The organism is Chloroflexota bacterium (assembly GCA_014360805.1).
GTDB lineage: Bacteria > Chloroflexota > Anaerolineae > DTLA01 > DTLA01 > DTLA01.
Genome location: JACIWU010000001.1, coordinates 56,906 through 69,979, shown reverse-complemented (window position 1 = coordinate 69,979; position 13,074 = coordinate 56,906). Strand labels below are relative to the sequence as shown.

Here is a 13,074-nt window from a genome sequence, read left to right as displayed (position 1 = left end):
GTTGGATCCAAGCGCCTGGGATCTACGGATGCTATTCGTTTGTAAGTCAGGCTCACCCCCGCTCAGCGGTGGATGGCAGATTCAGTATAGCGCAGATTGTGAACCGTGTCAAGCGTTGGTCCCCGCCTGGAGCGCCTCGGCTTGAGCGAGGACTTTCTTGGTCTTGTCGGCGACGGCCAGGTTGCCCTGCCGCACCAGGTCTTCCGCGATGAGGCCCATGGCATCCAGAAGTTCGGGCGTAACCAGGGCCGCGTTGTCCCGCAGGATTTGCATGGTGCCGTCCGGATAGGGCGCGGCCAGTAGTTGGTTGAGCAGTTGGACTTCCGGCGGCGCGGCCTCCTGGATGAGGCGGATCGCGATGTCGCCGATGCGCTCCATGCGCTCCACCCATTCGTCCTGCTGCTCACGTTCGGCGGCGTTCAGGTTGGCGCTCAGCACGACGAAGAAGGCCTCGTTGATCTCATTCAGATGCTCGCGGAGGTAGGCTTCGGGGTCTTCGGCCTGGAGCGCGCCGCTCAACAGGGTCGTGGCCTGGTTGATGACCTGCTTGGACGCGGCGTCCATCTCTTCGGCAACCTGGACGATCCGCGCCCGCATGCCCGCCAAGCGTTCGGCTTTGGCGTGATCGCCCTGGGCCTTGGCCGCCTCCATCTGCGCGGTGATTTCCTGGAAGAACGTGTAGTCCATCAGCGGCCGCCCCACGCTCACCAGCGTTCGGAAGTCGTCGTCATTGTCGGCTTCTTGGAGCAGCGCGACAAGGCCCTCGCGGCTCAAAAGGCCTCTGCTCCCCTCGCCGGCGATTTCCTCTCCCACGGGGATGCCGAATTCCTGCATGAGCCGAAGGCTCAGAGAGTTTAGCGCCTGGGCCACACGCTCCTGGCCGTTGGCCTGCGCCGCCTCGGCCGATGCCGTCAGCGTCTGGAAGAAGTCAAAGTCAATCTTGTCACGGTTCTGGTCCAGGACTTGCTGGAAGGCCGCGGGGTCGGTCGCGCGGAGCATCTCGTTGATGAGGTCCACATGGGCGCGCTGGGCCTCCATCATCTCTTTCGTAACCCCATCTGCCTGAAGTATGGTCTCGGCCATGCTTTGCATGGTGAAGAACATCTTGGGCTGGAGGAGGTAGGCCTTCCGCTGTTCCGGCGGCAGCGAGTTCATCACGGCGTTGGTCAGTTCGCCCAGCACCCGCTGGCGCTCGGCCTCGTTGGCGCCGAAGGATGGCGGCATGTAGGCCAGGAGCAACTCCTTGGATCGGTCGTGGTACACAAAGGGCAGGTTCAGCGCGCCTTCGGCCCCACAGGCGGGACACCGCGCCACGTTCACCCGCCCGGAGAGGAGTCGGGTCTTGGCGGTCGGGTCCTTTTCCAGGTCCAGGATGCGCTCGGCGGTCGCGCCAAACTGGTGTCCACATCGGCTGCAGGTCGCAGGGGTGATTCCTTGATTGAGCATTTCTCGTTTCCTTTCATCGTGCGGCATATAGGGAGCGGGGCCCACTGCCCCGTTGCCGTGTCCGGTGAGACAGGTGCGGCGAGGCGCAGATGCTCCGCGTGCTTCACAACATGTCGGCCTGCGTCGCACGCAGGCCCGGCATCAGTGTACCGCAGCGGGCGCAAAATGTCAATTCGCGCTTGCCGGGTGGCGCTTTTCGGGTTTTGGGCCATGCATGGCCACCGAGGGTCTTCGGATTCATCCCATGGATAGCGGGCCTACCTGATGAGATTCAGCCCCTGGTCAAGGGCCAGCCGAATCCAGCGGGCGAAAACCGTGGGGTCTATGGCGTACACGATGGCAAAGGAGGTTACCAGGATGATGGCCGCCAGCGATTTGGTGTAGCGCCCGCGCGTCCGTGCAATCAAGATGAGCGACAGGACGGCCAAGATCGCGGGGCCGACCACGGTGATGTCGCCGATGGGGACCTCGTACCCGGCGACGTAGCGCTCTTCCTCGCCGAGAAAGCCCGCCAGGTCAAAGTGGATACCCAGCGCCACGAGAAAGACCTCGGCGATGAGGACGAGCAGGAGCACCCAGGACGCCCAGCGGGTGGATGCGCCCTCGGTTCGGTACACTTCGTACACGGCGGTGGGGATGAGCAGGAGGATCGTGATGAGTGGGCTGGAGCGCAGGAGCCCCAGCACGATGCCCGCGAGGGCGATGATGCCCAGGATGACGCATAGGGTACCTGCATGTTTGGTTGGCTTGGCCATGAGGCCTCCTTTCGTGAGGCGCGTTGCCCTTTGGTTATTGGCGCGCACGCGGCGCGGTGAATCCCACAAAGAATCGCGGAATGTCGCCCAGTCTGTATTCGGCGCGAACACTGTAGGAGATGGCACTGCCGGTGGCGTCGCGAATCTGGACCCGCTTGATGTCGGCCCACGTGCCGGGCAGCGGTCCGAACGCCGTCTGATCCAACGGCGCCACAGTTCCCAGACGGGCGTCGCCCAGCCAGATGGTCGCCTCGCTCTGCGAGTAGTTGCGGACGACGAGCAGGAAGATTCCGGTAACAGGCTCCGGGCATGCGCTGGAGCCTGCCGACGGGACGCGGATGAGGATCACCGGCTGTGTGTAGCCTTCAAGGCGCTGCGGTTGCACGTCGGCCTGGACAAGCACTTCGCCGTCGCCGGCCCGCACCGACACGTGCATCCCCTTGTCCGATGGGGTCGCAGGCCCCGCGATGGTGCTGATCTGGACCGAGCAGGGCTGCAGTTCGTACACGATGCGGTCGTACAGGGCAACGGAGACGGGCTGGGTCGTCTGGTTCTCTATGACCAAGTCGTAGGTAGCGTCGCAGCCGGCGAGAAGGCACGCCGCACCGACGAGGAGCACCAACAGGCCGAGTCGCCTTCCCATGTGCCTTGCGCTCATCCTACCCAGACCTCCCGCCCGCCCACACGATTTCCCAAATGGGCGGAAGCCACGGGTTCCACTCGTAAATCTGCTGGACTTCCACCCCTTGCATTTCGTATGGGTTGTTGTCCCAATTGTACAGGCCGCCCTTGAGGTAGTTGGGCACATACCGGATGCCTTTGTGGCGATACTGGAGGACATGCGTGTATTCGTGCATGAGGAGTGGACGGTTGTTGCGCTCGCTCTCCAGGATAAGGATGGTGTTGCCCCATGTCCAACCCGTGGTGTTGGGCGGGATGCCGCCTGCGGGGAAGTTGCGCACGTAGGCGATGCGCGTGCCGTCGGGGCCTGGCTCCAGTTTCCACAGGGCGAGGAGCACGCCGACACCGGAGTAGAAGGCAGCGCCGTGCCCTCCGGGTTTGCCGATTTGGCTGAGCAAGTCGCCGCCGAGAAGGTCCACGAGCCGATAGTACACCTGCCAGTCGCGGTCCAGCCACTCGCCATTCGGGCCGGTGCCCGGATAGCGGAGGGACAGGAGATGGTCCTGCCAGTCCTGCTGGTTGGGGGCGCGCCCCTGGGCGGATTGGAAGTCGGCCACCCAGTCGGGGTCGGGGGGCGGTGGTGGGCCGCCCTCCACATTTTCGCGCAACCGAAGCGGGGTGGCGATGGGCCACCCGATGAAAATCCCCAGACTTCCCTTTGCTGTCATCTTGATTCCTCCCGCGCCCCGTAGGGTGCTGCCAGAAAGCCCCGACTCGCATTGTACAGCACAAGTGTCAGACTGTAAAGCACTTGCGCGATGCGGCGAGGTCGCCTATACTTGCCGCGTAAAACTCACGCACGACAGGAGGACGCTGGCATGGACTGGGGGATGCGGAATCGTTTGGCGCAGTTGATTCAGCCCGATGGGCATTGTTTCTTCCTGCCGATTGACCACGGCTATTTCCAGGGGCCGACGCGACGGCTAGAGAAGCCCGGCGAGACGGCGCGGCCTCTCCTGCCCTACGCCGACGCGCTGTTCGTTACGCGGGGCGTCCTGCGGGCGTGCATTGACCCCGCGAACACGAAGCCCATCATCCTGCGCGTGTCGGGCGGCACGAGCATGGTGGGCAAGGACCTGGCGCACGAGGGGGTTACCACATCTATTGAGGACATCATCCGGCTGAACGCCGCGGCGGTGGGCGTGTCCATTTTCGTCGGCAGCGATTACGAGCATGAAACGCTCATGAACCTGGCGAATCTGGTGAACGCCTGTGAGACCTACGGCATTCCCGTGATGGCGGTTACGGCGGTGGGCAAGGAACTAGAAAAGCGCGATGCGCGGTATCTGGCCCTGTGCTGCCGCATCGCCGCTGAACTGGGCGCCCGCGTCGTGAAGACCTACTGGTGCAAGGATTTTGAGAAGGTGGTGGAGGGCTGTCCGGTGCCGGTGGTCATGGCGGGCGGGCCGCGATGCGACACGGAGCGCGAGGTCTTTGACTTCGTGTACGATGGGATGCAGCGCGGGGCTATCGGGATCAACCTGGGGCGCAACATCTGGCAGAACGATCATCCGGTGGCGATGGCGCAAGCGCTGCGGGCTATCGTACACGAGGGGGCCACCGCCGACGAGGCCGAGGCGATATTCCGCCGACTTGTCGCCGAGTAGGCCCAATTGCGGGTGCAGACGATGGACTTGTTTACACGCGCAACGCAGATTCTCCGCGAGTTCAAGGGCGAGCGGTACGTCTTTGGCGTCGGCGCGCTTCGGGAGACGGGGGCGCTGGCGGCGGAACTGGGGCGCCGCGTGGCCCTTGTGCGCCCGCGCTCGCACGGGGCCGATGTGGTGGAGCAAGTCTCCCAGTCGCTGGCGGACGCGGGCGTCCACGCGGTCGGCCAGGTTGTGGGCGCAGCCCCGAACGCGCCCCGCGAGGATGTGGCGCGCATTGCTGCGGAATTGGCCACGCTTGCGCCCGATGCCGTCGTCGCCATCGGCAGCGGGAGCACGCTGGACGCGGTCAAGGCCGCTTGCGTGCTGTGGGCGCTCGGCGGGACGATGGACGAGTACTTCGGCGTGGGGCGGGTCTCGGCGCGGCTGGCGGAGACCGGCGCAGCGTTGGCGCCGATGCTGGCCGTGCAGACAGCCGCCAGTTCCGGCGCCCACCTGACGAAGTACTCCAACATCACCGACGCGCGCACGGGGCAGAAGAAACTCATCGTGGACCCGGCCATTGTGCCCGCGCGCGCTGCGTTTGACTACGGCGTTACCCGCTCCATGCCGCCTGACCTGACCGCCGACGGCGTGGTGGACGGGATGGCCCATGCCCTAGAGGTGCTGTACGATTCGGTGGGCAAGCCGTACTACGACACCATGGCCGAGGTCGCGCGCTTGGTGTTCGGACTGGCCGTGAACTTCGCCGAGCGCGCGGTCAGAAATCCAGCCGACTTGGAGGCACGCGTGGCCCTGGGACTGGCGACCGACCTGGGGGCCTACGCCATCATGCTGGGGGGAACCGGCGGCGCGCATCTCACGAGTTTCTCGCTGGTGGACATCCTGAGCCACGGGCGCGCGTGTGGCATCATGAACCCGTACTACGCAGTGTTCTTCGCCCCGGCCGTGGAAGGCCCGCTTCGCATTGTGGGCGAGGTCTTCCGCGAGGCCGGCATCACCGACGCGCCATTGGCACGCCTGCACGGGCGCGACCTGGGCATCGCGGTGGCCGAGGCCATGATGGCGTTCCATCGGCGCATTGGATTGCCGACCGCGCTCGGTCAAGTCCCCGGCTTCTCGGAGGCGCACATTGAGCGGGCGTTGGAGGCCGCCAAAGATCCGCAACTGCGGATGAAACTGGAGAACATGCCGGTGCCGCTGACGCCCGAAACGGTGGAGGAGTACATGAGGCCGTTGCTGGAGGCGGCGCGCGACGGCGACCTGACGCGCATCAAGTCGGTTCGCTGACGGGCGAGTGGGGAGGCGGTATGAGGGTGCGCCTTGCGTATGGGAAGCAAGGGCTGTGGGTGGATTTGCCCGACCGCAACGTTACGGTGGTGGAGCCGCGGTACGTGCCTGGACTGCCCGATGAGGCCGAGGCCATCCGCGCCGCACTGCGAGCGCCCATCGGCAGCCCGCCGCTGAAGGAGTTGGTCAAGTCTTCGGATACCGTGGCCATCGTCTTCAGCGATCTCACGCGGCCTCAACCGCGGGACCGGATGCTGCCCGTCCTGCTGGCCGAAATCGCCCACGTGCCGCGCTCGCAGATCGCGCTCATCAACGCGCTGGGCACCCACCGACCCAATACGCCGGACGAACTCCGCGCCATGCTTGGGCGCGAGGTTGCGGAGTCGTACCGGATTGTGCAGCATGACGCGTGGTCGGACGACCTGGTGTATCTGGGGCGCACGTCGTACGGGCACGAGGTTCGCGTCAATGCCGACTACATGCGCGCGGACGTGCGAATCCTGACCGGATTCATTGAGCCGCATTTCTTCGCGGGTTTTTCCGGCGGGCCCAAGGCGGTGCTACCCGGGGTTGCCAGCGCGGACGCGGTGCTGGGCAACCACGACGCGCGGATGATCGGCGACCCCCGCGCTACGTGGGGCGTAACCGAGGGCAATCCGGTGTGGGAGGAGATGCGGGAAGTGGCGCTGATGACCGCGCCGACCTTTCTGCTCAATGTAACCCTGAACCGCGACAAGCAGATTACGGGCGTCTTCGCGGGGGACATGCTCCAGGCTCACGCGGCCGGCGCGAAGTTTGCCGCCGATGCTGCGTTGGTGCCGGTTCCCCACCCCTTTGATATCGTGATCACGAGCAACTCCGGTTACCCCCTGGACTTGAACCTGTACCAGGCGGTCAAGGGGATGTCGGCCGCCGCCCAGGTGGTGAAGCCCGGCGGTAGCATCATTGTTGCGGCCGAATGCTGGGACGGGATTCCCGACCACGGCGAGTTCAAGCGGCTGCTACAACTGGCACCCACTCCGCGCGCCCTGCTGGAAATCCTCGCTTCGTTGGAACATCCTGTGCAGGATCAGTGGGAGGCGCAGATTCAGGCGCAAATCCAGATGAAAGCCGACGTGTATGTGAGGAGCGACTACCTGGACGGCGATACGCTGCGCAGCGTGATGTTGAACCCGTGCGAGTCCATAGAGGCCACCGTGGCGAGCCTTGTGGAACGCTACGGCCCCGACGCCACCATCTGCGTCCTGCCCGAAGGCCCGATGACGATTCCCTACGTCGGCGCTCGGTCGTAAACCTTGTTGCCTCGCACGAACGTTATCGCCACCTCTCCATCGGCGCCCAGCACCACCAGGTTCCCATCGGAGCCGACGGACAGTTGTCCCATGCGTCCGTCCACGCCGAGCGCGCGGGCCGGATTGAGCGTCGCCATGCGGACGGCGTCGGCCATGCTAGCACCTGCGAGCGCCACGGCGTTGCGCACGCAGCGATCCAGCGTGGCCGTGCTGCCGGCTAATCCGCCGTCGGGAAGCGTGGCGCGGCCGCCTCGCACGTCCACCGTTTGCCCCAGCCACTCGTGAGTCCCGTCAGGTTGTCCGGCCCAAGGCGATGCGTCGGTGATGAGCACGACCCGCTCTGGCCCCAGGCAGCGCAGGAGTACCCTCATCGCGGCGGGGTGGACATGGACCCCGTCGGCGATGAGTTCGGCAGTGGCATGGTCGGATGCGAGGACGGCGCCGAGAGCGCCTGGGTCGCGATGGTGGAACCCGCGCATGGCATTGAAGGCGTGGGTTACATGCGTGAACGGCCCGCGCAAGGCGGCCGCTGCCGCGTCGCAGTCGGCATCGGTGTGGCCCATGGCGACGACAGCGCCCGCTTCCCGAAATCTCGCTGTGGCATCGGTCGCGCCGGGGAGTTCGGGGGCCAGAGTTACCATGCGAATCCAGCCGCGACCTGCGCGAATGAGCGTGTCCACGTCGTGCGGCGTCGGGAGGCGCAGCCAGGAGCGCGGGAAGGCACCGCACCTATCGGGGTTGAGGAACGGGCCTTCCAGGTGGATGCCCAGGGCCTGCGCGCCCGGCAAGTCCGTGTCCAGCGCGTCGGCGTAGGCGCGCACGAGGCGGAGTAGAGCATCCGCGTTGGGAGCGGCGAGGGAGCAGAGGAAGGCGGTAACGCCATGGCCCGCCGCCCACTCGGAGTAGGCGCGGAGTTCGCCGGTAGCGTCGCCGGTTCCCCCGAACGCGATCCCATTCCCGCCATGGGTGTGGATGTCTATGAACCCCGGCGCAAGGGTGTAGCCTTCCAGGTTCAGCGAGCCGCCGCCTACGTCGGGCGCGCGCTCCGCCGGCCCGGCGTAGGCGATGCGGCCCTCGTCGGAGACGAGGAGCGCGCCGCGGTCCACCTGCGCCGCGGGCGTCAGCAGCGTGGCATTGCAAAGCAGGAGGCTCATCGTGCTCCCTGGCGCAGCCGTTGCGGGTGCACCGGCAAGCCTGTGCGCCTCATGCTATTCCCGTACATAGACTTGCCTCGGCGCCAAGAGGTCGGGGAAGCGGTCCGTCAAGGCGAGGCGCATGGAGTAGCACAGGTGGCAGGCATCCGCATAGCCCTCCGCGTGCGGCAACCGGTACTCCTCGGCCAGGCGGGTTGGGCCGCCCCGTACCAATGGGCCTACGACCGGATGCGCGTCGGGACTATACTCTCGTACCAGCGCCGCGAGCGGCTTTTCCCACAGATTCCCCATGCACAACCCTTGGCAGAGATGGACCCAGCCGAAAGCGTCCACGTGGACGCGCTCGGGGTTGCGCAGGTCCTCGTGGGGGCATTCGGTGAACCTTCGCCAATCTTGGCGCGGAAGCCCCTCGGTCAGTTTCTCGGCGGCTCGGCCTCGGAACATGACGTTGCCGCCCACAATCGGCGCGCCTTTCTCCCTCGCGCCAGGTTCGGTTGCCACGCGCGGCATCTCTATGCAAATGGTGCCCACAGGCAGGTCCAACAACTTGGCGGCTTCCAGAGCGCGCTTGGCGGCGTTGTCTGGTGTGTCAAAGTGGAAGGCGTCGTCGCTGAGGCTCAAATCCGAAATGCCCAAGTCCCGCAGAGGCCGTAACCAAAGCATCGCATCCTGGACCGTGGTGGCGAAGTAAGCGTTGGTAACCACGCCGGTCTTGAATCCCAGGTCGCGCGCCAGGCGAATCCCCTCCAACATAAGCGGGTAGTACAGAAATGGCTCTCCGCCCTCAAAATAGACCGCGTCCACTGTGCCCAGGTCGGCCGCCTGCGCCAACACCTGCGCGATTTGGTCCAGCGTGAAGGTGCCCGTGGCGCGGGGGCTGCTGAAGACGAAGCAGTGATCGCATTCGCTGGTACATGCATACGTTAGCAAGAAGTGAATTCCGGTCAGCATTCCATGGCTCCCTAGAACCTTCGCCTGCGGCGCTCAGGTTTGGCAGCGCGGGCAGATGTAACTTGTAGTGGACCCTACACGCAGTTCCTCAATCGGTGTGCCGCAGGCCGGGCAGGGTTGCCCCGTCCGGTAGCCCACCTGCAAGTGCTCATGGTACGTGCCCTTGTTACCCCAGATGTCCTGCTCGCCCGGACCGCCGCCCCAGCGGATGCCCTCCTCCAAGACGTAGCGAATGGCCGCGTGCAGCCGCTGCACATCGGCGAAGTCCAGCGTATTGGCGGGGCGCAGGGGGTGCAGGCGCGCGTGCCACAGGATGTCCTGGATGTACACGTTGCCGATGCCCGCGATGAAGGACTGATCCAGCAAGTACTTCTTGATTGCGCCGCGCCGGCCCCGGAGCATCTCGGCGAGGCGCTCCGGCGTGAAATCCCCGGCCATCGGATCCGGGCCCAGTTTTCCGATCTGCGGGTGTGCGTCCAGCCCACCAGGCGGGATCACATGCACACTTCCGAACCACCAGAAATGAATCCACAGTTGCGCGCCGCCCGACAGGCGCAACACAACCCGCTCGCGTGCGGGGTCTGGGACTTCGTCGGGGCTGTGTAGCCGCACCTCGCCGCCCATGCCCAGATTCAGCGCCAGGACAGGACCGCCGTCCAGGGAGGCCAGCGCCCACTTGCCCTTCTGGCCCACTGCGCCGAACACCCGCCCAAGGATGGCCTCGCGGAACCGGTCGGGCGGCAGGTTCACACACTTGGGCTGATTGACATCCGCCCCTGTGATTGTCAGGCCGGGCAGGGCTTCGTTCATGCTGCGGGCCAGGATGTAGATGTCGGGGTACTCGGGCATTGCGGCCTCCTTCGGAATCCCTGCCCCCACGGGGCCGGCTGGCGGCGTCGGGATGTCCGGGATCATTTGTGGCTTGCCGTCGGATGCGAAGCATGGCGGGATGAGCGAGGCGCGCTGGGCTAGAGCGCCAGGGCTCCCACGATGTACGGCACAAGCGCAACGAGAGCCATCGCCGGGTGCCCCCGCCGCGTCGCATTCTGCCGGTCCCAACTGAACAGATACAACGCCATGCCGAAGGCGAGAAGGCCCCCTACGCTCAAGATCGCCACGGCGACCCATGGGTTGACCTCTGTGGCCTGCCCCTGCGACAGGCCTTGAAATGCATAGAGGCTATACGTTGGCGGGAGCAAGAGGCCCACTTTGCGGAGTGCGGCGGGCAGGATGGTTGTGGGCACCATCATCCCGCTCAGCATCATGGAGGGCAGGTAGACGAGTTGTGACCACAGGATGGTAACCCGCGTGTTCGCAGAGATCACGCCGATGAGCGCGCCCACTCCGGCGCACGTGAATGCTGTCAGCAGGCACAGCAGTGCGAAAGCAACCCAGTTGACCGGGGCAGGCGCTTTGAACAGCGGGGTGCCCGTGAGAGCAACGATGAATGCCACGATAACCGCATGAAAGGCAGTCGTCAGGGTCGGGATGCTCAGGATGGAGACGGCCGGCACGCCGTTGACCTTGAACGAGCGGAAGATGCCTCCTTCGCGCGCTTCTACCAGGGGGTTCGGCAGGCCCAGTATGGTGGCCGATAGGACCGCAAAGAGGGCCATGGCGGGTATCATGGTTTCCACAAACAGCGGGTTGATTTGGCCCATCATCACGCCCATCATGAGGTAGAACCCCAGGGGGAACAGGTAGTTGAGCAGAAGCAGGTCCTTGTTGCGTAGGCCGGTGCGGAACTCAAAGGCGAAGTGATTGACGAACGCTCTCATTGGACACCTCCCGCGTTGGTGATTTCCAGAAACCGTTCTTCGAGCGAGGGTCGTTCCACTCGCAAGTCTATGAGCGCATCGCCGTGAGCCTCAATGTGGGCGAGAATCGCCGAGAGCGTTGGCCCTATTGTTGTCGTGAAGTATACAATATAGTCGTCCCGACTAGTCTGCACTGCCACGCCAGGGAATGGTGTCGTATGATGCATGAGGCTTCCATGTTCCGTGCGTGCGGAAACCTTCGTCAGTCTTGAGCCTGTCGCTGTCAACTCCCGCGGGGTCCCGATGGCGGCGATTTTCCCGCGAAGGAGGATGGCCACGCGGTCGCACATCTTCTCGGCTTCGGCCATATCGTGCGTAGCCAGGAGAATCGTCGTCCCCGCCTGTCGCAGTTCGCTCATCATCTCGTGCAGGTCTATGCGGGTCGCTACGTCCAACCCGGCTGTTGGCTCATCCAGGAAAAGCACGGGTGGGTTGTGGGCAGTTGCGAGCGCCAGGGTGAGGCGTCGCTGCTGGCCTGTAGATAGGGTCGCATACTGGGCTGACATCTTCTGGCCGAGGCCCAGTCGCCGTAGCAGATCCACGCGCACGGGAACTCGGTGGTAGGCGCAGAAGAATTGCATCGCTTCACAGACGGTCATGCTGCCTGGGAGCCCAGAGGTCTGTAGTTGTACGCCAATCAGACCGCGCAGTTTACGGGCTTCCCGGGAGGGATCTACTCCCATTACACGTAGCATTCCACCGTCGGCAGAGCGGAGTCCTTCTAGAGACTCCAATGTGCTCGTCTTCCCTGCCCCGTTGGGCCCTAGCAACCCGAAAATCTCGCCGTGGCGTACCTCAAAACTGATGTCGTCCACTGCTACCACTGAGCCATAGCGTTTCCGAAAACTGTTAACTTGGATAGCGATATCGTTCACCTGTGTACCTCCACACATCTGTGTTGCCCAACACTCGCGGCAGGCCCATATGGGAAGACAACAAGCATGCTCTACTCCGATGGGCGGAAACCCGCGGACGTCCGTTGGCGGCGCTGCGTGGTGCGGCGGGACTTGACGCCCCGCCCACCGAAAGCCTGCGCTAGGGGAGATTGCTCCACAGCACGTAGCGCGCCCAGTTTGGATCGCCGCTGAGGTGGACGTATTCTTTCTCCAGCCGCGCCTTGTGTCCGAGTTCTTCCCTGGCCAGTTCCTCAAACATGGCCTTGGCCTCGGGGTCCTGGGTACGTTTGACGGCGGCCTTGTAGAACGCGGCGGCCTGTTCCTCGGCACGGACGGCGATGGCCAGGGCCTCTTTCGCTGTCGTCGTCTCCACGATGTCGGCGCTCACCTCCCCGCCGCCCAGCGCCTGAATGATGGCGCTACAGAAGTAGGGAAGGTCGTCGGGCATGCGCGACGTGATGAGGTTCCCGTCGCGGACGACCGGCTCGTCAACCCAGGTGGCGCCTGCGTTGATCATGTCGTCCTTGATCGCGAAGAAACTGGTTACCCGCCGCCCTTTGAGAATGCCCGCGGAGATCGGCACCCAACCCGCGTGGCAGATGGCGGCGATGACCTTGCCCTGCTCAAACGCCTCACGCACGAGTTTCAGGACAGCAGGGTAGCGGCGCATGCGGTCGGGCGCGTAGCCCCCAGGGATAATGACCGCGTCAAAGTCGGCGGCGGACACCTGGTCTGCCGGCACATCCACGGTAACTGGGTACCCGTGTTTGGACGCATACGTGGGGCTACTGCCTGTGCCGACGATTTTTACCTCGGCTCCGGCCTCGCGCATTCGGAGCGTCGGATACCAGAGTTCCAGTTCTTGGTACATCTCTTCGGCCAATACAGCCACGCGTTTTCCCTTGAGCGTCATGAGCAAACCTCCTTGTGGTCGCAAGATTTGACAGGGAGTATCGGACACATACAGTATAGCGGATACGCCACGGGGGCGCAATCGCGGGGGGTAGGCCAGTCGGGTATGGAAATCCGACCTACGGGTGGGTGGGCGGCTCTATCGTTAGCCACCGGGGTTCGGCAATGTCGGGTGCGGGAACCTGATCTGCGCCTTGGCTCGTTCCAGATTTCACGAATGGATTTGGCAACTGCGCCGGTTTGTGCTACAGTAGGTGGGCGCTGGTCCGTGTG

General features: G+C 64.5%; 13 protein-coding genes. 3 read left to right on the top strand and 10 right to left on the bottom strand.

Annotation, left to right across the window (positions count from 1 at the left end):
* Positions 1-108: 108 nt before the first annotated feature.
* From H5T65_00325 to H5T65_00310, 4 genes are all read right to left on the bottom strand, one after another.
* On the bottom strand, positions 109-1,446 hold the full coding sequence (locus tag H5T65_00325) for a CpXC domain-containing protein (protein MBC7257675.1): 1,338 nt from the start codon (positions 1,444-1,446) through the stop codon (positions 109-111).
* A 257-nt stretch (positions 1,447-1,703) separates the two neighbouring features.
* On the bottom strand, positions 1,704-2,201 hold the full coding sequence (locus tag H5T65_00320) for a hypothetical protein (protein MBC7257674.1): 498 nt from the start codon (positions 2,199-2,201) through the stop codon (positions 1,704-1,706).
* A 34-nt stretch (positions 2,202-2,235) separates the two neighbouring features.
* Positions 2,236-2,844, bottom strand: coding sequence for a hypothetical protein (locus tag H5T65_00315; GenBank protein ID MBC7257673.1), 609 nt, complete (start codon positions 2,842-2,844; stop codon positions 2,236-2,238).
* A 16-nt stretch (positions 2,845-2,860) separates the two neighbouring features.
* Positions 2,861-3,550, bottom strand: coding sequence for a hypothetical protein (locus H5T65_00310; protein ID MBC7257672.1), 690 nt, complete (start codon positions 3,548-3,550; stop codon positions 2,861-2,863).
* A 150-nt stretch (positions 3,551-3,700) separates the two neighbouring features.
* On the opposite strand from H5T65_00310, the gene lsrF reads away from it, so the two are divergent.
* Genes lsrF through larA form a run of 3 tightly spaced genes read left to right on the top strand, consistent with a single transcriptional unit; the run spans position 3,701 to position 7,071 of the window.
* Positions 3,701-4,489, top strand: a complete 789-nt coding sequence (gene lsrF / locus H5T65_00305; protein MBC7257671.1) for a 3-hydroxy-5-phosphonooxypentane-2,4-dione thiolase — start codon at positions 3,701-3,703, stop codon at positions 4,487-4,489.
* 21 nt (positions 4,490-4,510) lie between these two features.
* Positions 4,511-5,779 (top strand): iron-containing alcohol dehydrogenase, encoded by a 1,269-nt coding sequence (locus H5T65_00300; protein MBC7257670.1) that lies wholly within the window; start codon positions 4,511-4,513, stop codon positions 5,777-5,779.
* 20 nt (positions 5,780-5,799) lie between these two features.
* On the top strand, positions 5,800-7,071 hold the full coding sequence (gene larA / locus H5T65_00295; protein ID MBC7257669.1) for a nickel-dependent lactate racemase: 1,272 nt from the start codon (positions 5,800-5,802) through the stop codon (positions 7,069-7,071).
* Here larA and nagA read toward each other — a convergent pair.
* The 6 genes from nagA to H5T65_00265 all read right to left on the bottom strand — a co-directional run bounded on the left by nagA (position 7,050) and on the right by H5T65_00265 (position 12,802).
* Positions 7,050-8,225 (bottom strand): N-acetylglucosamine-6-phosphate deacetylase, encoded by a 1,176-nt coding sequence (gene nagA / locus H5T65_00290; protein ID MBC7257668.1) that lies wholly within the window; start codon positions 8,223-8,225, stop codon positions 7,050-7,052. The genes larA and nagA overlap by 22 nt on opposite strands.
* Before the next feature lie 54 nt (positions 8,226-8,279).
* On the bottom strand, positions 8,280-9,176 hold the full coding sequence (locus tag H5T65_00285; GenBank protein MBC7257667.1) for a radical SAM protein: 897 nt from the start codon (positions 9,174-9,176) through the stop codon (positions 8,280-8,282).
* 33 nt (positions 9,177-9,209) lie between these two features.
* Positions 9,210-10,091, bottom strand: coding sequence for an Fpg/Nei family DNA glycosylase (locus H5T65_00280; protein ID MBC7257666.1), 882 nt, complete (start codon positions 10,089-10,091; stop codon positions 9,210-9,212).
* A 53-nt stretch (positions 10,092-10,144) separates the two neighbouring features.
* A complete protein-coding gene (locus H5T65_00275; GenBank protein MBC7257665.1) occupies positions 10,145-10,954 on the bottom strand; it encodes an ABC transporter permease in 810 nt (269 codons plus the stop codon).
* Positions 10,951-11,868, bottom strand: coding sequence for an ABC transporter ATP-binding protein (locus H5T65_00270; GenBank protein ID MBC7257664.1), 918 nt, complete (start codon positions 11,866-11,868; stop codon positions 10,951-10,953). The genes H5T65_00275 and H5T65_00270 overlap by 4 nt, the downstream gene beginning before the upstream one ends.
* Before the next feature lie 160 nt (positions 11,869-12,028).
* Positions 12,029-12,802: a DJ-1/PfpI/YhbO family deglycase/protease gene (locus H5T65_00265; protein MBC7257663.1), complete on the bottom strand. Its 774-nt coding sequence runs from the start codon at positions 12,800-12,802 to the stop codon at positions 12,029-12,031.
* Positions 12,803-13,074: the final 272 nt, after the last annotated feature.